This window comes from Pseudoalteromonas sp. KJ63-1, from assembly GCF_055808145.1.
The window spans coordinates 3,075,664-3,096,121 of record NZ_CM147855.1; the positions used below are offsets into that span (position 1 = coordinate 3,075,664).

Annotated in this window: 17 protein-coding genes and 3 pseudogenes; 7 read left to right on the forward strand and 13 right to left on the reverse strand. The window is 41.1% G+C overall.

Annotation, left to right across the window (positions count from 1 at the left end):
- Positions 1-126 precede the first annotated feature (126 nt).
- The gene (locus tag AC0L7Q_RS14675) at positions 127-804 is read left to right on the forward strand and encodes a TorF family putative porin (protein WP_413400908.1); all 678 of its coding nucleotides are present in this window, start codon (positions 127-129) and stop codon (positions 802-804) included.
- Positions 805-1,007: 203 nt separating this feature from the next.
- Positions 1,008-1,685 carry a nitroreductase family protein gene (locus tag AC0L7Q_RS14680; RefSeq protein ID WP_138608294.1) on the forward strand — a complete coding sequence of 226 codons (678 nt, stop codon included), beginning with the start codon at positions 1,008-1,010 and terminating at the stop codon, positions 1,683-1,685.
- A gap of 40 nt (positions 1,686-1,725) precedes the next feature.
- On the opposite strand, the gene AC0L7Q_RS14685 is transcribed toward AC0L7Q_RS14680, so the two are convergent.
- The 3 genes from AC0L7Q_RS14685 to AC0L7Q_RS14695 are packed head-to-tail and all read right to left on the reverse strand — an operon-like array spanning position 1,726 to position 6,366.
- Positions 1,726-2,793: an efflux RND transporter periplasmic adaptor subunit gene (locus AC0L7Q_RS14685; protein ID WP_413400909.1), complete on the reverse strand. Its 1,068-nt coding sequence runs from the start codon at positions 2,791-2,793 to the stop codon at positions 1,726-1,728.
- Positions 2,783-6,058: an efflux RND transporter permease subunit gene (locus tag AC0L7Q_RS14690; protein ID WP_413400910.1), complete on the reverse strand. Its 3,276-nt coding sequence runs from the start codon at positions 6,056-6,058 to the stop codon at positions 2,783-2,785. Before AC0L7Q_RS14690 ends, AC0L7Q_RS14685 begins: the two co-directional genes overlap by 11 nt.
- Before the next feature lie 5 nt (positions 6,059-6,063).
- Complete coding sequence (locus AC0L7Q_RS14695) at positions 6,064-6,366, reverse strand: ArsR/SmtB family transcription factor (RefSeq protein ID WP_413400911.1); 303 nt, start codon at positions 6,364-6,366, stop codon at positions 6,064-6,066.
- Positions 6,367-6,495: 129 nt separating this feature from the next.
- On the opposite strand from AC0L7Q_RS14695, the gene AC0L7Q_RS14700 reads away from it, so the two are divergent.
- The 3 genes and pseudogenes from AC0L7Q_RS14700 to AC0L7Q_RS14710 form a co-directional block, all read left to right on the forward strand.
- Positions 6,496-6,684 carry a YgaP family membrane protein gene (locus AC0L7Q_RS14700; RefSeq protein ID WP_010392474.1) on the forward strand — a complete coding sequence of 63 codons (189 nt, stop codon included), beginning with the start codon at positions 6,496-6,498 and terminating at the stop codon, positions 6,682-6,684.
- 5 nt (positions 6,685-6,689) lie between these two features.
- Positions 6,690-7,034: a rhodanese-like domain-containing protein gene (locus AC0L7Q_RS14705; RefSeq protein WP_138608299.1), complete on the forward strand. Its 345-nt coding sequence runs from the start codon at positions 6,690-6,692 to the stop codon at positions 7,032-7,034.
- Between the two features lie 81 nt (positions 7,035-7,115).
- Positions 7,116-8,882: pseudogene (locus AC0L7Q_RS14710) on the forward strand (alkaline phosphatase D family protein); the annotation flags it as partial.
- A 91-nt stretch (positions 8,883-8,973) separates the two neighbouring features.
- Here the strand turns inward: AC0L7Q_RS14710 and AC0L7Q_RS14715 are convergent.
- From AC0L7Q_RS14715 to AC0L7Q_RS14730, 4 genes and pseudogenes are all read right to left on the reverse strand, one after another.
- Positions 8,974-9,516 carry a PH domain-containing protein gene (locus tag AC0L7Q_RS14715; protein ID WP_413400913.1) on the reverse strand — a complete coding sequence of 181 codons (543 nt, stop codon included), beginning with the start codon at positions 9,514-9,516 and terminating at the stop codon, positions 8,974-8,976.
- A gap of 77 nt (positions 9,517-9,593) precedes the next feature.
- Positions 9,594-10,211: a LysE family translocator gene (locus AC0L7Q_RS14720; RefSeq protein WP_178956720.1), complete on the reverse strand. Its 618-nt coding sequence runs from the start codon at positions 10,209-10,211 to the stop codon at positions 9,594-9,596.
- A 9-nt stretch (positions 10,212-10,220) separates the two neighbouring features.
- Positions 10,221-10,401, reverse strand: a pseudogene (locus tag AC0L7Q_RS14725) (hypothetical protein).
- A 14-nt stretch (positions 10,402-10,415) separates the two neighbouring features.
- Positions 10,416-10,814 carry a DUF3224 domain-containing protein gene (locus tag AC0L7Q_RS14730; RefSeq protein WP_413400914.1) on the reverse strand — a complete coding sequence of 133 codons (399 nt, stop codon included), beginning with the start codon at positions 10,812-10,814 and terminating at the stop codon, positions 10,416-10,418.
- 87 nt (positions 10,815-10,901) lie between these two features.
- Between AC0L7Q_RS14730 and AC0L7Q_RS14735 the strand changes: the two genes are divergently transcribed.
- Complete coding sequence (locus AC0L7Q_RS14735; RefSeq protein ID WP_413400915.1) at positions 10,902-12,680, forward strand: ABC transporter transmembrane domain-containing protein; 1,779 nt, start codon at positions 10,902-10,904, stop codon at positions 12,678-12,680.
- Positions 12,681-12,694: 14 nt separating this feature from the next.
- Here the strand turns inward: AC0L7Q_RS14735 and AC0L7Q_RS14740 are convergent, their stop codons facing one another.
- The gene (locus AC0L7Q_RS14740; RefSeq protein WP_409424101.1) at positions 12,695-13,354 is read right to left on the reverse strand and encodes a hypothetical protein; all 660 of its coding nucleotides are present in this window, start codon (positions 13,352-13,354) and stop codon (positions 12,695-12,697) included.
- 95 nt (positions 13,355-13,449) lie between these two features.
- Entirely contained in the window at positions 13,450-14,082 is a 633-nt protein-coding gene (locus AC0L7Q_RS14745) for a YiaD family glycine zipper/OmpA-like lipoprotein (protein ID WP_010392457.1), read from the reverse strand.
- A 184-nt stretch (positions 14,083-14,266) separates the two neighbouring features.
- Between AC0L7Q_RS14745 and chrA the strand changes: the two genes are divergently transcribed.
- The gene (gene chrA / locus AC0L7Q_RS14750; protein ID WP_413400916.1) at positions 14,267-15,418 is read left to right on the forward strand and encodes a chromate efflux transporter; all 1,152 of its coding nucleotides are present in this window, start codon (positions 14,267-14,269) and stop codon (positions 15,416-15,418) included.
- Here chrA and AC0L7Q_RS14755 read toward each other — a convergent pair.
- From AC0L7Q_RS14755 to speA, 4 genes and pseudogenes are all read right to left on the reverse strand, one after another.
- The gene (locus AC0L7Q_RS14755) at positions 15,378-16,637 is read right to left on the reverse strand and encodes a mechanosensitive ion channel family protein (RefSeq protein ID WP_413400917.1); all 1,260 of its coding nucleotides are present in this window, start codon (positions 16,635-16,637) and stop codon (positions 15,378-15,380) included. The genes chrA and AC0L7Q_RS14755 overlap by 41 nt on opposite strands.
- A pseudogene (locus tag AC0L7Q_RS14760) lies at positions 16,634-17,553 on the reverse strand (acetyltransferase). Before AC0L7Q_RS14760 ends, AC0L7Q_RS14755 begins: the two are co-directional and overlap by 4 nt.
- Before the next feature lie 17 nt (positions 17,554-17,570).
- Entirely contained in the window at positions 17,571-18,443 is an 873-nt protein-coding gene (locus AC0L7Q_RS14765; protein ID WP_413400919.1) for an acyltransferase, read from the reverse strand.
- Positions 18,444-18,504: 61 nt separating this feature from the next.
- A complete protein-coding gene (gene speA, locus AC0L7Q_RS14770) occupies positions 18,505-20,385 on the reverse strand; it encodes a biosynthetic arginine decarboxylase (RefSeq protein WP_413400920.1) in 1,881 nt (626 codons plus the stop codon).
- Between the last annotated feature and the right edge of the window lie 73 nt (positions 20,386-20,458).

The window sequence follows — 20,458 nt, forward strand, 5'->3', positions numbered from 1 at the left end:
GTTTAATTTGGCACACACGGTGCAAATACCCCATTAGTAACATAATAAAATGCCGCCAAACAAAAGGTTGTAGTCATTCATAATAAAAAGCCTTGGCGTGCAAAATCATACAATGGGAAATAAGACATGCTAAAACTAAAAAAAACAATATTGATCAGTGCATTGGCATTAACAGGAATGACATCAACTACTGCATTTGCTGAAGTAACAGCAAATGCAGCAGCCACTTCTAACTACTTATGGCGCGGACAAGAGCAAACTGGGGGCGATGCAGCTGTATCTGGCGGTATTGATTACGCTAATGAATCTGGCTTTTATGCGGGCACTTGGGCGTCAAATGCGTCTTGGGCCGATGAAATGACTTACGAGCTAGACATATACGCAGGTTTTGGCGGCGCAATCAATGAAAGCGTGAGTTATGACGTAGGTTATATTTATTACGCGTACCCAGATGCGGCATCAGGTGCCGATGCAGATTTTTCTGAAGTTTACGGTAGCATTAGTGTGCAAGGTTTTACATTTGGTGCAGCCGTACTTGCAACTTCTGCTGCCAATGGTGACGGTACTGATTTTGGTGATTCATTGTATTTAAATGCCGATTACAGCTTCGCTGTTGGTAGCAATGGCACAGAAATGACGCTACATATAGGTCATTACTCAGGCGATTTCATCGGTGATGACAATATCATTGATTATGGTGTATCGGTGTCTAAAGACGGTTTTACTTTTGGTCTATCAGATAACGACATGGACGGCTCTGATGTAAAAGCCTATGTAGCCTACGCTGTAGACTTTAACCTATAAAAAATGTGTTACTTGCTGCAACACTAAGGGCCGCAAGGCCCTTTCTCGTTTCATTGAGATCTTACGGCTACTCAAATTTGTTTTTGCTAAAATTTTTTTACTGCCAGTTTATTTTTATGATTGAATAAGCTTAATAACACTTGCGTAGAAATGAGCCTATCGGTATAAAAACCAAACACTCTAAAAATAAGAAGCGAACAGCCATGCAAGATCACAAAAGCCAACCATTAACCGATTTTATAGAATACCCGCCAGAGGAAATGCTCGAGCGAGCGAATGAGTTTTTACAAACTAGCCAACGCCGCCATAGTATTCGCAGCTTTAGTAACCGCCAGGTGCCAAAAGAAATAATCGAAACCTGTATAAAAGCGGCAGGTACAGCACCTAGTGGCGCAAACCACCAGCCTTGGCATTTTGTGGCCATTAATAGCGCAGATGTTAAAAAGCAAATTCGTGAAGCAGCCGAGAAATTAGAACGCTCATTTTATGAAGGTCGCGCAGGCGAAGAATGGCTTGATGCATTAAAACCATTAGGCACCGATGCTAATAAACCCTATTTAGAGCACGCACCATGGTTGATTGCAGTGTTTAGTCAAAAAAAGGGAGGTGTAAATACGGACGACAAAAACACCAATTACTATGTGCATGAATCAGTAGGGCTGGCCACTGGTTTTTTAATTCAGGCACTACACCGAGCAGGCCTTGCAACCTTGACCCACACGCCAAAACCAATGAGCTTTTTAACCGATATTTGTGGTCGCGACAAAGATAACGAGCGCCCTTACATGCTATTAATTGCAGGCTACCCCGATGAGCATGCAACGGTGCCACTGCATGCACTTGATAAAAAGTCGCTGGATGAAATAGCCACTTTTATTTAACCTCAACTCTGGATAAGAGAATTATTATCCCGAGTTCAGGTTATTCAGTTATTGGTTGATAATCCACTGCTATTTTATCGCCAGCTTTAAGGCCCGTAATAATATGTTGCTGATTATCAATCTGCTCACCTAAGCGCACAAAACGACGCTCAATTTTGTCAGCGTTAATGACATACATCATACTAAGCTGTCCAAAGTCATGTATCCAACGAGGATCTATCAGTACACCTTGGGTGCTTTCAAACGGTAAATGCAATTGTGCATATAACCCAGGGATCATCCCTGGCTGTGGTTCAATTTCTAATCGGATCAGTAAGCTACGTGCTGCGTTATCAACAACAGGTATAATTTCACTGATATTGGCAGCTGTTGTTAGGTTGAGCGAAGGTAAACTCACGTTTAAACGATCGCCTAACTTAAGCTTTACTGCTTGTTGCTCTCGTACATTAAAAGCAAGTTGAAGTTGTTTTGGATTATAAAGCGTTAACAACGGTATACCAGGTGTGGCTGTATCGCCAGGTTCAGCTAAACGCTCAACAACAACACCAGATATAGGGGCTTTAATTTGCGTGTAGTTAAGTGATACCTGCGCCTGGATTTGCTGCTGTTTTGCTCCAGCTAAGTTGGCAGTTAAGTTATCAAATTTTGCTTTAGCATCATCAAGGTCACTCATTGATACTAGCCCTTTTCTCTGTAACTCAGTTACTCTTATAAGTTGCTTTTTAGCTTGGTTTAATGAGGCTTGCACCGCATTAATATTTGCCTCACTTTGTGCCAGCATCGCTTTAAAGTCATCTTGCTTTAGGGTGATCAATAAGTCACCTTGACTAACCTTATCACCGGCGCGCACTTTAAATTGCTTTACTTGTGCCATTACATTTGACGAAATTTGGGTGTTTTGTTTCGCAATTATACTCCCTGGTACATGCTCTGTTCGCGAAATAGTTTGCAGCTCAACAGTGACCACCTCACCTTGATATTGAGTAACTGAAATCTCTTTTAACCCTGCAGGTTGTTTATTACTAAAGCTACCGGCCATGTATAGCACTGCTACAATAACCACAACCAATGCACTGATTGCACCTAAAACTTTTGATTTACCCTGCATGTGCTTCTTCCTCTGGGTTTGTAAACACTAAATAATAAACAAGCGGTACAACAAACAACGAAAACACGGTAGACGCCACGATGCCAAAAATAATTGCTATGGCTAATCCGCTAAATACTGGGTCAAGTGTGATCACTAAGTTACCTAATAAAGTAGTTCCGGCGGTTAATAATACTGGTCGCATTCGTACCGAGCCTGCAGCAATAAGTGCCTCTTTTATTGCCATCCCCTGAGCTCGTGCTTGGTTAATAAATTCGACTAAAATAAGTGAATTACGTACTACAATACCTGCTAAGGCAATCATGCCTATCATCGCAGTAGCGGTAAATAATACCGGCTCAGGAGCCCCTGCTATGGTGCGTTCACCAAATTGATTGAGTAACCAAAATCCAGGCATAATACCAATCACTGTTAATGGAATGGCCGACATAATAATCAGCGACAAGCTAACAGATTGAGTTTGAATGCGTAAAATAATAAATATAGCACTGAGCGCAAAGGCAAAAGCAATGCCCATATCCCTGAACACATCAATGGTGATACGCCACTCACCTTCACCACTAAAGTTAACATCAGTTCCTTGCGGTAATTGCCATGGCGCGGTTCCGCCATTATTAAAAAAGTGCCGTGTTAACCACGCGCTTTTTTCAAACCCATGATCACTTGCGTTTAAATCGGCATTTACATCCGCAATAATCTCTGCAGGCGTGCGTCCATTTAGTTCCGCCATCACATAAATAACGTCACGCTGATCTTTACGCATTAGGGTGTCGGCCACGTTTAATGGTTTAAACTCTCCCAGCTCTGAAAGCGATACTAAAGGCCTAGGTGCACTTGTTATACCTAACTCATTACTGGTTTTAGCTAAGTCCCTATCCCCTCTTACTTGCAGCGCAAGTAATTGTGAAAGCTGATTACGTTCGCTATAAGGCAATTGTAATTGTATTGGGACCGGCTGAGTTTCATCGCTTACGTACAAAACACCAACCTGTTGTCCTTGCGAAGCAATACTAAGTGTTTGTGCAATATTTTGGGTAGCAACAGCACTGAGCGCTGCTTTGGTTTTATCCGTAATAAAGCGCTGTAATGGGGCTGGGGCAACCAAAGAGGTATCAACCTCAACAACATGAGGCTCTTGGCGTAAACGTGCAGCAACATTTTGAGCTGCCTGCCTATGGGTATGCTTATCAACAAAGGGATCACGATACACTTCAGCAACTAAAGTACTCAACACCGGTGGCCCAGGTGGTACCTCGACCACTTTGATAACAATGCCATTTTTTGCTAAAGGAGCAAGTTGTTCGCGTAGCCGCATAACCACCCCATGCGATTGATGATCTCGTGCTGATTTATCCACCAGCAATACTCTGAGTTCTGCTAAATTAGCAGCTTCACGGCGATAATAACCACGCACCATGCCATTAAAATCCATACTAGAGGGCTGTCCAACATATGCGGCTATTTCACTGACTTCATTTAACTGCCATGTGAGGGTTTGAACCTGCTTAGTAAATGCAGCCGTGCTCTCTAGATTAGTACCCTCTGGCATATCTATAAGTACTTGCAGCTCATTTTTATTGTCAAAAGGCAGGAGCTTTAATGGTACCAAGCGCATCACGGGTAACATGGCGCTGATAATAAACAATCCTAATGTTATCCATAGCACCCATTTAGCTCGCCCTTTTGAGGCAAGTAGTGGACTGAGTAATCTTTGGTATAAACCCGCTTTAGGCTCAAGCTCAGGTTGTTCTAGGGTGTTTGGTTTAAGCAATTTCATTGCCAACCATGGGGTGACAAAAAAAGCTACCAAAGTAGACACCATGACACTAATGGGCACGTTAAACGCCATAGGTGCCATGTATGGCCCCATCATGCCAGTAATAAACGCCAGTGGAATAAACGCCACCATAATAGTGAGTGTAGACATAAGCAAAGCATTTCGAATTTCGCTCATTGCGCCAACAACGTGCTGTTTTTTATCGCCTTTGTTATTTATAAAGCGACTAATATTATCAATACCCGTGATTGGGTCGTCTACCAGTAAGCCTAATGATAAAATAAGCGCAAATAAGGTCACCCGGTTAATGGTGTAACCAAATGCAAAATCTAATGAGAGTGTAATGCCATAACAAATAGGAACCGCCAGCCCAACCACCACGGCAGGACGCCAACCTAAAAACACGCCAACAAATATCACCACAGTAAATACTGCAAACACTAAACTTGATGTGAGGTTATTTACTTTTTCATTGGCAGTTTGGCCATAATCTCTGAGTACTGTATAGCTAACTTCTGGTGGCAGTAGGGTACTTGCAAGTTCATTCATCATGGTATGAACATCATTTGCAACAGCAACCGCATTAGTCCCTGTTTGCTTGGCTACGCTTAAAGTAACCATAGGCAACTGCTGCCGTTCAGTAGATTGCGCTAACCATTGGTAATGTTCAGTTTCACTAGGGCCATCGCTGACTGTTGCAATGTCCATCAAGTAAACACTTTTACCATTAACCACATTAACAACTAATTGCTCTACCGCTGATTGTGTTCTTAGTACATCACCTGCCTGAATAGCAATTTGCTGCTGATTATCAACCACATTTCCCACTTGGGTGAGTTGATTTGATACATTTAATGCGTAAAAGACATCGTTTACCGTGGTTTGATGGGCAGCCAGTGCGCTAGCATTTAAATTGATGGTAAGAGTACGCGTACGCCCCGAAATTACTTTAACTTCACTGGTATGCTCAATGCGTTGTAAACTATTAGCAATTTCGTTAGCAAAACGGGTTAGTTCATAATCACCATAGAGTTGCGGGTCTTTACTGTAGAGGCCTAACATCACAATAGGCACGTCATCTACTTCTATTGGACGAATTTGCCAACTTTTGATCACCGATGCCATTGTATGCTTATAACTATTTAGTTTTGCGTAGGTATCTAAAATAGCTTGTTCGCGGTTGTGCCCTACTTCAAAGCGCAGCGTAACCACCGTACTATTAGTTTGTGTGGTTGAGTAAATATGCTTCACTCCCACCAACTGGGCGAGTAATTTTTCGAGCGGTTGTGTTACTAACCTTGCGACTTCAGGCGCCTCAACGTTAGGTGCTGATACATAAATATCGAGCATGGGCACAGTAATTTGTGGCTCTTCTTCTCGAGGTGTCTGATTTAGTGCAAATACTCCAAGTAACAAAGACATCAAAAAAATAACAATCGGAATGCGACCACTTAAACTACTTTTTACCGCATTGTCTATTAAGCTCATTGCACTTAGCCCTTACAAAATAACCCATATAAGGTACCAAGCAAAACGACCGCATTTTCATCAATGACACGATAATAAATTGTTTGGCTCTCGCGGCGCGTAGCCACAATATTTGCTTTACGCAGCGCTGCTAAATGCTGAGATAACGCAGACTGCGCTAATGGCACGGCTTCATTAAGCTGAGATACGCTCATTTCTGTATCTTGCAAAGAACATAAAATCATTAAGCGATTTTTATTGGCTAAAATTTTTAATAGCTGCTCAGCTTGTTCTACATTGCCGGCCATGGCAGTAAAGTCAATATTCATACTATGCTCTTATTCTAAAATAGAGCCTGAGTATAAGACGTTAAGTTAGAAAAGTCTAATATTAGATTTTACTAATATAGATATATCTAATATAGTAGCTGTACTGAATTAAATAACTGGCCTACTATAATGAAACTAAACAATGCACTCAGACTAATCGCTGGCATAATGATTATTGTGTCGCTCTTATTACAAACTTATCATGACCCTAAGTGGATTTACTTTACAGCTTTTATCGCAGTAAACTTAATTCAATCAGCTTTTACTAGCTGGTGCCCAATGATCACTTTATTACGCAAACTTGGCTTTAAGGAATAAACACCATGCTTACACCCATTCCCGATTTACTAAAAATAATTACTCCTAATCAGCGCCGTATTGATGCCGAACAAGCAAAGAAAGAACTTGAGCAAAATAAAGGCTTACTGATTGATGTGCGTGAACCCGCTGAACATGCCACCAAAGCAGCTACTGGCGCAATTAACATTCCACGCGGGTTACTTGAAATGAAACTTATGGAAATAGAAAAAGACGCAGCCCGTCCTATTTATTTACATTGCGCTAGTGGCGCGCGTGCAACATTAAGTGCTGAGGCACTGACTCGAGTAGGTTACAGAAATGTGACAGTTATCACCTGTGATGCAACGAAAGTATTGAATACATTCTAACTTTTTTAACAAAAAAGTAACCTTAATGTGGTACGATTTGCTTTTTATACTTTATAGGTACAAAGCAATGACGCTTACACGAAGAACTTTTTAAAAGCCTCGGCAGCAGGATTTGGGGTCGCAGTCTTATCGTTAGGGTTAACGGGTTGTCGGTTTGATGATGAAGATGATAATTTTATTGACGTTAGTTTTAACCATGGCGTTGCTAGTGGCGACCCACTAGCAGATAGCTTAATTTTATGGACTCGCGTTACACCAAAAGATCCAGCAACCAGCCGTATTAAAGTGCAATGGCAAGCTGCGACAGATGAAAATTTCACCTCTATTAGTCACGATGGTGAAGCCTATATAAGTGCAGTCACAGACTTTACTCTCAAAGTTGACTTACAGGGCCTTGATCCCAACACAACGTATTACTACCGCTTTAAATCAAATGGTAAAACCTCTCCTATTGGCACAGGTAAAACATTACCAACAGGCAATATTGATCAAGTAAAGCTGGCAGTAGTCTCGTGCGCTAATTACCCTGCTGGCTTTTTTCATGTTTATGGTGAAATAGCAAAGCAACCTGACTTAGATGCGGTACTCCATTTAGGCGATTACATATACGAATATGGAAATAATGGCTACGCTACTGAAGACGCAACTAGCTTAGGTCGCTTACTACCTGAAGATAACAGCAATGAAATTATTAGCTTAACTGACTATCGTAAACGCTATGCCCACTACCGTACCGATAGCAACTTACAGGCAGCTCACAGCAACTGCGCCTTTATAACAGTATGGGACGACCATGAGGTTACTAATGATACTTGGCGTGAAGGTGCAGAAAACCATAATGACGGTGAAGGTGAATTTAGCGCGCGTAAACTACATGCCCTACAAGCCTACTTTGAATGGATGCCTATACGTAATGTAGCCGATAAAGAACGTATTTATCGCCGTTTTGAATTTGGTAATTTAGTGTCGCTATACATGCTAGATACCCGTGTGCTCGCTCGTGATGAACAACTCAACTATGCTGATTTTGATTTAACTAGCGCACAGGGCCAAAGTGACTTTGTAGGCGCCATTAGCTCACCCACACGTGCATTGCTCGGTAGTGAGCAGCTAACCTGGCTCACCGATGGTATGACAACCTCAAACTCAAAATGGCAAGTACTTGGCCAACAAGTGTTAATGACCAAGATGCACCTGCCGTTTGAAGTACTACAGCTTTTAGTGAGCCTGCAAGTAAGCCAAGCTAATGGCGCAGACACTAGCGTACTGCTTGCTCAAGCATCAGCATTATTTGCTGAGCTGGCACAAATTAAAGGCCGTATTCTAGCTGGTGATCCAACAGTAACTGATGCAGAGCGTGCGCGTGTTGATACCACCGCACCTTACAATTTAGATGCCTGGGACGGCTACGCCTATGAGCGTGAGGTACTGCTTGGTACAGCTATTGCTGCACAAAAAAACTTAGTGGTGTTAGCCGGCGATACTCACAATGGTTGGGCTGGGCAATTAAAAACTGATGCGAGCAATCCAATAGCCGCATCACAAAATGCGGGAGTTGAGTTTGCCACCTCTTCAGTGTCTTCGCCAGGTCTTGAAAAATACTTAGCACTAAATACACAGGGCCCTGAAGTTACAGTTCAAATGGAGCAAGTTCTTGCTTTACTTGTAAACGACTTGGCTTATAGCAATTTGGCTGACCGAGGTTATCTAACAGTTACCTTCACTCAAGAACAAGCAAGCGCTAAGTGGAATTATGTAAGCAGCATAAAAACAACCTCTTACGAAGTGCAAATCGAGCGCAGCAAAGAATTACGTATGCTAGCAGGTCAGCCTGAAATACAAGGGTAAATTACTCTAAACACGAGAAAACCAATCTAAGGCTCATAACTTCCTTAGGTTGGTTTAATAAAAATAACCTATTTTCAAAGAGAGCTGTTGGTTACTTTTTCTCATCCAATAAAGTAACTAACATTTGCTCGATATTTTTTACACTGTAGGTCAATGAGCGAATCAGTTCGACTTGGCTTGGTGGCTCGTCTTGTTTTGCTTGAACGGGTTGTGCTGCAGTGAGGTTATCTTTTTGCGTTAAAATAGCTTCACGAAATTCACTGGCATCAACTACCCCAAGTAACGATACCAACGCACCATGTCCCGACTGTCCTGCTGTTTCAAAACTTAAACGGTATAGGCCAAACATGCGCATTAGCGGCCCCTGACTCAACCCGACATCAGTGATTTTTTCTAGTGGAATCGATTTTTCTTCTTTAAATAAAATACCGCGTTTAACCACTAGCTTGCGCTCTAGTAAATCGGCCGACATAGCGTCTAATACTCTACTTGCGAGTAGCCACACTAAAAGTAATACAACGGGTAAAAGTATAATAGTTACAACTGGAAAAAGGCTAAATATTGCAGCTAAGCACATCCAGTACTGTTTTACCTTGTTATCAAAAGTGGCACTTTTTAAAGTTATATTAGACATAGTTTTATTACTTTTAAATTATAGTATTTTTAAGTTACATTAATTATAAGTTGTACACAATTCAACCACCTTGATAGTTACAATCCAATAACCACTTTAATTGCCAGCGCAATAAATACCGCACCTAACAGCCTATCTAACCATATATTTTGTTTAGTAAAACCAAAGCGCTTTTTAGACACCTCAGTGAGTAAGGCTACCAATAAATACCAGCCGGTATCTATCACGAAAACCGTTAAGCACATAACAACGCCAATACTTAGAGTAAGATTCTCTGGGTCAATAAATTGTGAAAATAATGCCAGAAAGAAAATTGCTAGCTTAGGGTTTAAAAATGCAATGGCAAAGCCATCTTGTAACGCCTTAGAACTGCTCACGTCGCTTTGCTGAATATGTAGCTCGCTGTCGCTGGGTTTTGAAAATAGTATTTTCAAACCTAAATACGCTAAATAGGCTGCCCCTAAATACACTAAAAATTGGTACACAGTAGGAAATTGCAACATCAATGCACCTAATCCCAACAGTGAAGCTGCGGCATATAAGCCCACTCCAAAACCATGGCTTAATGCTGCCAGCATGCCATTTTTCATGCCACCGCTTAAGCTATGTTTTAATACCACAGCTAAACTGGGCCCAGGCGACATTGCCCCCATCATGCACACCAGTGCTAAGCTCAACCATAATGATAACGCCATTAGTAACCCTTATATTTCTTCATTTTCAATAAGTAATGCATAACCATGCACCTGCCCATAAAAGCCTGTCAATGGCACTGCGTTTATTACTTTCCAACCGTCTTGGCTTAATTCCTGTATGCGATCATTTAGTGCGACTATATCTACCCCCCAAAAAACGGGACTTTCTGAATTCGATTACTTTTTGCATTATAAATACCTGCTTTATAGGCTGTATTCAAAATCATAATGGTGAATACCTTGCTCTATGCGTATCACCATACTGCCAGTTAGTCCTGCTAGCTCATCAGTGCCTGAGTCGGGCACTACTTTTAAAATCAAGCTGTCTTGGCCTTTATCCATCAGCCCAAAATGCTGCAGTACAAAACTGCCTTTCTTGCCTTCTAGCTCGCCTATCACTTGCTCTATTGCAACATAACCAGCACTGCCTTGGGTAGGAGTCATGGCGCTAAGCATTTCGCCTTGGCTAGTTGCCGTTAAACTGCCAGTAAATTGTTTATCAATCGACATCCGACCTAAATTAACGCCTTGCTGGCCATGTGCATAGCCGTCAATAGGCGCTAATGTTACAGTAAACTCACCCGTTATCTGTTTAGTTGTCATAATTTTCCCTGTTGATGATTTTTAATACTATTGATTTTTAATCTATTGATGCCATATCTATACCTTAATCATCAATAAGAATCTACTATGCCTACAGACAAGCCTGCTTTAGATAAAGCCGCTTTTAGCGCTTTATTCCCTATATTTAATTTTATTAAGCCTTATAAATGGGTGGTTCTAGGGGCTCTAGTGGCGTTACTTGCCACCGCAGGAGTTAACTTATCGCTAGGGCAAGGCGTTAAGTTTGTGATTGATCATGGCTTTATTGCCGGCTCGCAAGCGCAGTTACAACAAGCTGTTTTGGTATTAATTGGTTTGATCAGTTTATTGGCGGTGGGTACATTCAGCCGATTTTATTTAATGTCGTGGATTGGCGAGCGAGTCAGTAACGATATTAGAAAAGCTGTATTCAATCGTATTGTTACTTTGCATCCGAGTTATTTTGAAGAAAATCGCAGCGGCGAGCTGATGTCGCGGCTCACCACCGACACCACCTTGTTACAATCTATTATCGGCTCATCATTTTCTATGGCGCTACGAAGCGCGCTAATGTTAGTCGGTGGTTTAATTATGCTGCTTGTAACTAATTTAAAGCTTACCTTGGTCGTCGTGGCCTGCGTCCCTTTAGTACTGGTGCCTATGTTAGTTTTTGGTAAAAAGGTACGCAAACTAGCAAGTTCTAGTCAAGATGCGATTGCCGATATAAGCACCTACGCGGGTGAGATCATTCAAAACATAAAAGTAGTACAGAGTTATAGCCATGAACAGCAAGAGCAATCTGCTTTTGCTAATGAAACCGAAAAGGCCTTTAATGTTGCTAAAAGCCGAATTAAACAGCGTTCATTTTTAATTGCAGCAGTTATTTTTCTAACCTTTAGCGCTATTAGTGCCATGCTCTGGGTAGGCGGTAGTGATGTGCTCGCAGGCACTATGACGGGCGGTGAACTTGGCGCGTTTGTATTTTATGCCATTATGGTGGCCATGTCGGTTGCCACCGTTGCAGAGGTTTACGGTGAATTACAACGCGCCGCAGGAGCCGCAGCAAGATTGCTCGAACTGCTCGCAGTTGAAAGTAAAATACAAAATCCCGAAATTCCACTAGATGATCAGTTACATACAACTACCAGCAACAGTGCAATTTCACTGGAAGGTATTAGTTTTAATTATCCTTCTCGCCCAGATGTAAGCGCATTAAATAATATCAGCCTAAATATTGAAACAGGTAAAACAGTGGCTATTGTTGGCCCTTCAGGTGCCGGTAAAACCACCTTGTTTGAACTGTTACAGCGTTTTTATGACCCTACCAGCGGAACAATTAAATTTCATAATATAAATATTAAAGAGTTGTCATTAAACACCTTACGCAACAAAATGGGGATGGTGGCACAAAACCCGATTTTATTTAGCTCTGATGTTATGCATAACATTCGCTATGGCAACCCAAGCGCCAGTGACGAGCAAGTTTATGCGGCCGCTAAACATGCCCATGCCGATGAATTTATAAAACAGTTACCACAAGGCTATAACAGCTTCTTAGGTGAGCAAGGTGTAAGGCTATCGGGTGGGCAAAAGCAGCGTATTGTTCTTGCTCGCGCCATTTTAAAAGACCCAGAAATACTGCTACTTGATGAGGCGACCAGCGCGCTTGATGCGCAAAGCGAGCATCATGTTCAGGCTGCACTTGAGCACTTAATGCAAAATAGAACAACGCTGATTATCGCCCATAGACTGGCCACGGTAAAACATGCCGATATGATTGTGGTAATGGAAAATGGCGAAATAAAAGCCACAGGCACTCATCAGCAATTAATGGCAAGTAACCCCTTGTATCAAAAGCTATGTGAATTACAGTTTAATCTAGGTTGATTGCACTTTAGTAGTTACTTTTTATGAAGCCATTTATTCATTGCGGTATCGTAAGCCTCAGTTAGCTTAGTTTTATCGCACTTTACACCAGCTATGTAACTATCGGGCAAGTCATTTTTTGGCATAACCCCAGCACCAACGGATACCTTTCTAAAACAGCTATCACCTCGTCGATAAGTGGTAAATTGCATATTTTGCTGCTCTATTTTTAATAGTGGTTTTATCTTGCCTACATGCTCTTTTGGGACTGTAATACGCTTTTTCTGAGGGTCATTCTTTGCAGCATCAGAATGGCCAGTTTGTTGCTGTAAAATACTGTTGAGCCCTTTTTTTAAATCGATCTTTTTATAAGGCTTTAAAATTACAGGTGGAGTATTTTTCGTGGTGGTATTTAGCGGCTTAGTCGTTTTCTCTGTTTTTTTATAATTAATATTTAGTGGTTTTGTTTGGGTTGCATTAATAGGCTCAATAGATTTGATTTCTGTGTTTTTATGAGCGCGTTGTTGAGAGATTGGTTGTGTTGCTTTAATTTTAGCCGGCACACTTACCATATAAGCTTTAATTGGGGTTGATTGCTGTGGTTTTATGTCAGGTGCTTTTAATGTGGCAACAAAAAACAAAACTAATCCGTGTAAACATACTGATAAAATAATTGCCGTGCGCCACGCTGCCATAAATATGTCCTTATCGAAGAACTATTTGTGACAGCTAACGCAGACAAAAGTGCCATTTAAATAAACCCAACCATGCATTTGCGCAGTTTTAGCTATTAACCTTGTGTATTAGGCACTATTTGAATTTCGACGCGGCGGTTTTGCGCGCGACCATTCGCGGTATCGTTAGTGGCAATTGGGCGTGATTCACCAAAGCCGCTCGTGCTTACTCGTGCAGCCATAATTTGTTGGTTTACCAGGTAATTTTTTACACTTTGTGCACGCTGCTCTGAAAGAGTCATGTTGTAACTATCTTTGCCCGTGCTGTCGGTGTGACCTTCAACACTTAAGTAGGTTTTTTCGTATTTATTCATTACACTTGCTATCGCATTTAGAGTGTCATGAAAGCCCGATGAAATATAAGATTGATCAGTCGCAAACGTAATATTAGATGGCATCACTAAGCGTAAGTTATCACCTTCACGTACCACTTCAACTCCCGAACCTGCTAGTTCATCACGAAAAGCAGCCTCTTGTTTATCCATGTAATCACCTACAGCTGCACCCGCTAGCGCACCAATAGCTGCACCAATAAAAATACGTTTATCTTTGTGGTTACCTGTAGCTTTACCTAAAATTCCCCCTGCTGCAGCACCAATAGCGGCGCCTTTACCTGTGTTATTCATTTCACAGCCAGAAAGTAATACAGCAACGACAGTGACACTTAAAAGTGATTTAGTTAACATCATGGTAATTTCCTATTAATTTAGAATTTATTATTGCGATTATGCAAACATTTGTATGAACCAAAAATGAAGAGTAACGTAAAACACGTATTATTACTTACCTCATACGGACTAATGATAGCGTTTCATAAAAATGTCATACTTATTTGTGACACTTTAATGATTTATCAAAAAGGCGATGGCCACTATGTTAATTGCGATTTTTAGGCAGTTTTTTTTACTTGGCTGCATGAGTTTTGGCGGCCCTGCCGCCCATTTAGGTTACTTTAAACACCACTTTGTTGATTCGCTGCGCTGGTTAAGTATCAGTCGCTATTCACAGCTAATAAGCCTCAGCCAAGCTCTGCCTGGCCCTGGCTCTAGTCAGGTTAGCTTTGCAATTGGCGTAGAGCGTGCAGGTGTACTCGGTGGCATCACCGCATTTGTTGGTTTTACCTTGCCTTCTTTTTTAATAATGACACTGCTTGCTATTAGTGCTCACCAATTTGACGCCGTTTATTTTGCTGTGATCACCGGATTGAAGCTCTTTGCTGTAGTGATTGTTGCCGATGCGACCCTCAGTATGGCCAAAAGCTTTTGCAGCAACCTAATCCTTAAGCTAATTGCAGTTATAAGCACCCTAGCTCTTGTTCTACTGCCGATGTTAGGTACACAAATTATTATTTTACTTATTGCAGCCGCAGTCGGCGCTATCTGGCCACTCTTAAAATTAAGTGATTTATCGCAGCAAACTAGCAGTGATCAGGGGAAAGTTAACTGGGTTGCACTTAGTTTATTTGCGCTACTGCTTGGAGTTAGCTTTATTCCAATAGGGCAACAATTTGCGTTATTTGCGCCTTTTTACCAAGCTGGTGCTATGGTATTTGGTGGCGGGCATGTTGTGTTGCCAGTACTTCAAGCGGGTGTGCCAACCTTAAGTGATGATCAATTTTTAACGGCTTACGCCAGTGCTCAGGCTATACCTGGGCCTATGTTTACAATAGCCACCTACTTAGGCGCGCAGCTAAATACCGAGCAGCCAATAATGGGCGCAACTATAGCTACATTATTGATATTTACCCCAGGGTTTTTACTGATGTTGGCATTTCAGAAAAGCTGGATTAATTTAGCCAGTAAGCCCCGCTTTGCCAGCTCAATTGCCGCGCTTAATGCCGCCGTGGTTGGTTTTTTAGCTGCAGCATTGTATTCGCCCATTTGGACTTCAGCTATTAATAGTGTGTGGCATATTGCATTAGTGATTGCTGCATTTGCATGGCTACGTATGAAAAAGCCACCTATTTGGTGGCTATTATTATTGTTTATTGGTGTTGGCCTTGGACAGCATTATTGGGCACTTTAATACTGCCTTTGCTTAGCATATTAGCGCCGTCTGGTGGGCTTAACTGCCCACTGACACTTTGATAAGCGCGCAGTCCAAATACCGGTAATACTGCCAGTAAATGATCCATAATTTCAGCTTGTAAGTGCTCGTACGATATCCAACGTTTGTCTTCACTAAAGCAGTAAAACTCAATCGGTAGGCCATGATTAAGTGGTTGTAGTTCACGCACCATAAGTGTGAGCGAGGTATTGATTTTACTGTGCTGTTTTAAGTAACCCTCTGCATAGCGACGAAATAACCCTAAGTTCGACACCGGATCGGGAAGTGTGCCTAGTCGAATATATTCTTGCAGTGGTATTGCCGCTTCTATTTGCGCTTTAAAATCATCATCAACTAAAAAGATGCTGTTCATATCAATGTTTAAAGAACGTTTAATACGTCGCCCACCAGATTCTTGCATACCGCGCCAATTTTTAAATGAACCGGCCACCAGCATATAAGTGGGTATAGTCGTTATGGTGTTATCCCAGTTACGCACTTTGACAGTATTAAGTCCTAAATCAATTACTTCGCCATCGGCGCCGTAGTTATCTACTTGGATCCAATCACCATAGGTCACTAAGCGGTTGGCAGCAATTTGAATGCTGGCGACAAAACCTAATATGGTGTCTTTAAATACTAATAAAGTAACAGCGGCGATCGCACCAAAACCAGAAAGAATATAAGTCGGCGATTTTTCAAGCACAATACTAACAATTAATATTGAACACACAATAAAGGTGATCAGCTTCACTACTTGAATTAAGCCTTGAATAGGCACTTCTCGGGCAAAGTCTAGTTGGTTATAAATAGCGCCAGCAATACTCACTATACTGCTAATAATAAAACCTATATAAATAATTAATAATGCTTGGCCAATGGTTTTAAGGATCTCTTGGGCAATTGCATTAACGGGGTAAACACTGTCAAATGTGGCTAAAAAAAGTACACAACATAACAAGCAGGCAATTCGTTTATTGAGCTTGGTCAACATAGGTGACAATGAACCAATACGCTCAGGCGAGAGTTTAGTCACCACCTTTTGAATACCCGGTAACATTAAGCGACGCGTAAATAAGTAAACAAATAATAAAGAAAGGATGCCAATGGATGAGGCCGTGATTGCACTGAGAAAAAAAGCATCGGGGACTTTTTCAAACCAAGGAGTAATTAGCTCCTGTAGGTGTGTTTTGGTCATGGTATTTCAATTTCCTTACTGGGAGTTAATTCAGTACTAGCTTGCTGAATATGAATAGCGCTTAATTGCTTATCTTTTTTTGTCCATAAATTATTTAAATATTGCTGAAACTCGGCTCTAAATGCGTGATCTGTTTGGTAACTGCCAATCATCTGTGTATTTATTGGCATCACCTCAATGGTAATATTAATAGACTCTAGTTCGCCTTTTAAAATATTACGACACACATGATCTGACTTACCGCTATACACTAAACTAGTGTTAAGCATAGCGTCAAATTGCTCGTTTAAAACTTCTAAGGCAAAAGCAGTTCCACCAGCCTTAGGCTTTAATAAATGTTGAAAAGGACTTTGTTGATGCTTATGCTTTTGCGCTGTAAAACGCGTACCTTCTACAAAGTTCACTATGGTTGTAGGGTGATGACGAAAATTACGGCAACTGCGCTTAGTACGCTCGACATCTAAGCCTTTTAAATTGGGATTTTTTGCCAATTGCGCTTTGGTCACCCGTTTCATAAAGGGCATACCCATTGCCCACGCACCAGTGCCTATAAATGGCACATACTTAAGCTCATCTTTTAAAAAAACTTAGGAGCTGGCAATGCATCCAACGAGCTTAATACAGCAATATCAAGCCAGCTAATATGATTACTGATTAGCAAATACCAACTATTGGCATTCACCTCCCCGCTAATATTAACTTTAATGTCATTACAGCCTAGCCATAGCCCTAAGCGGTTACCTTTACACCACCCCTTGTACGCACTGTGTAATAATTTACTTACTACGGGTATGGGAAAAACCAATTTAACTAACCCTAGGATAAGTACGAATGCGCCAAATACTATTAAATTAGCGAATAAAACACAGCCAACAATTAAGCCATTTAACCAATTAGGTAACCATTTTTTTAGCATAACTGTTAGCTCATTTTTTATTTTTGTTTTAGATTAACGAGCGTCTGGTTTTTTTCTTCCCACACGCGATTTAATTCAGTTTGAAAACGCACTCTAAAGTCAGGATCATTAGTGTAATCACCAATTAAGTCGTTACTAACGCCTTTTACTTCAACCTGTACATCGATGTGTTTTACTTTACCGGCTGCAAAATCCATAAAAGTAGGAATGCCCTCAGGGTAATGAATAGTAACATTTACCACCTTAGAAATTTGCTCACCCATAGCTTGCATTACAAAAGCCACACCACCCGCTTTTGGTTTAAGTAAGTAAGGAAACGGGCTATTTTGGCGCGCATGCTTTTGCGCTGTAAAACGCGTACCTTCAACAAAGTTAACCACACTAACCGGCATTTCTTTAAATTTTTCACACGCTTTACGGGTCGTTTCTAAATCTTTACCACGCAACTTGGGGTTCTTTTTTAATTGGCTTTTACTGGTGCGGGTCATAAAAGGAAAGTCGAGCGCCCACCAACATAAACCTAAAACAGGCACATAAATAAGCTCTTTTTTCAAAAAGAAGTTTAAAAAAGGTATTTTGCGGTTAAATACTCGCTGTAACACTAAAATATCCACCCAGCTTTGGTGGTTCGCAATAACTAAGTACCAATCTTTTAATTTAAGCTCTTCAAGGCCAGTCACATTTAGCTTTGTTGGCGTTAGTAACGCTTGATTTAACGTGTTAAACGTCACCCAAATAGAGGCACATTGCTTGGCCGTCCAGCTCATTAATTTTTGCAGCCCCTTAATTGGGATTAGCTTAACGATGCCACAAATAAAAATAGGCACAAACCAAAAAAGAGTGTTTATTGCGTAAAAGAAAATACTAAATACACTGCGAATAACTGACATTACTTCTATTCCTTTAAACATCGCGCAGCCACGAACGACCGCGCTTAACTATGCAACTAAATTAATCTTCAAAATAAGTGTAGCCTTCAAGCCCTGCATTGAGCTCGGCTAAGTAACCTTCTTTACAGTGCGCTGATACATCAAGTTTATTAATTTGAGTGGCAAAGTTATCAGCTAATAACTCGCTATCATAATCAACAAATTTTAATACATCCTTAACGCTGTCACCTTTAATGGCATTGGTTAATACATACCCTTGTTCATTAAGCTCAACATGAACTGAATCGGTATCACCAAATAGGTTATGTAAGTCACCTAAAATTTCTTGGTATGCCCCTACCATAAACATCGCAATATGATACTGCTGACCTTGTGTATATTCAGGAATAGGTAAACTGGTTTCAATTCCTGCACCTTCAACGTACTCACGTATTTGCCCGTCAGAATCACAAGTAATGTCCTGGATAATAGCGCGCTGAGTAAGCGGCAGCGTTAGGTTTTCGATGGGCATAACCGGAAATAACTGCTGAATGCCCCACACATCGGGTAACGACTGAAATAATGAAAAATTCACAAACAGTTTATCGGCTAGTTTTTCGTTTAAATCATCCAGCACTTCGCGGTGAGCTCGTGCATTAGAGCTTAATGAAGCACGAACGCGATGTAAAATAGTAAAATAAAGCTGCTCTATTTTCGCCCACTCTAACATGCTCACTAAACCATGTACGTATTGATCATGTGCTTCACTAAATAAGTGCATTGCATCATGATAAATCTCTAATGCCATACGCGGGTTCAAACGTTGTAAACACTGCCACATTTCATCCAATACTAAGGCACTGTTTATAACAGGTGGTTCTGGGTTTAAATGATTTGGCGCTTTTTCAACATCAATCACATCGGTAATAAGCACCGCATGATGTGCAGTAAGAGCACGGCCAGATTCGGTAATAATTGCAGGGTGAGCTAAGTTATGTTGGTCGCACACCTCGGCAAATGCATTTACTACATTACGCGCATATTCTTCGACTGTGTAGTTCATTGAGCAAGCACTACGTGAGCCTGAACCTTCGTAGTCAACGCCAAGCCCGCCACCCACATCAACAGTATTGAGCGGTACACCGTATTGAGTTAATTCAGCAAAATGGCGAGCACATTCGCGCAAAGCGCGATGAATATCGCGAATATTGGCAATTTGTGAACCAATATGAAAATGTACCATTTGCATTAAATGCAACTTGTTATGTTGCTTAAGGACTTCTACTGCACTGAGTACTTGGCCTGCAGTTAAGCCAAACTTGCCTTTTTCACCACCGGTGTTTTGCCATTTACCTTTACCAACCGAATTTAAGCGAATACGAATACCAATAGCAGGTTCAATACCTAAATTATCAATTTCTTCAAGCAATGTGGTTAGCTCAGAGAGTTTTTCAACCACAATTTTAACGCTGTGCCCCATTGCTTGACCGATACAGGCTAAACGTAAAAACTCACTGTCTTTGTAGCCGTTACATACAATAGTAATAGGTTCTTTTGCCACACCTAAAATTGCCATTAGTTCAGGTTTAGAACCGGCTTCAAGCCCCACTAAACCACTTGGGTGTGCCAATAGTTTACTGACTACAGAGCGCTGTTGATTTACTTTTATAGGGTAAACACAGGTGTATTTACCATTATATGCACGGTTGCTACGCGCTTGAGTAAACGCATTAGTAAGCGTATCTACACGGTTTTTTAAAATATCGGTAAAGCGCACTAATACAGGTAAGGTTAACCCTTGCTGTTTAAATTGCTCAGTAAGCTGGCTTAAAGAAATGGCAGGTTTTGTTTGATCGCCATCCGGATAGGCTATCAATTCACCTTGTGCGTTAATGTCAAAATAACCATCGCTCCAATGAGCAACATTGTATGTAGCACGTGCAGTTTCTAAACCCCAAGTCATGGCAACTCTTCTTTATTAAATTAGGTGTAAAGGGGCATTTTAATACGTCACTATCTGCTAAGCTAACAAAAAT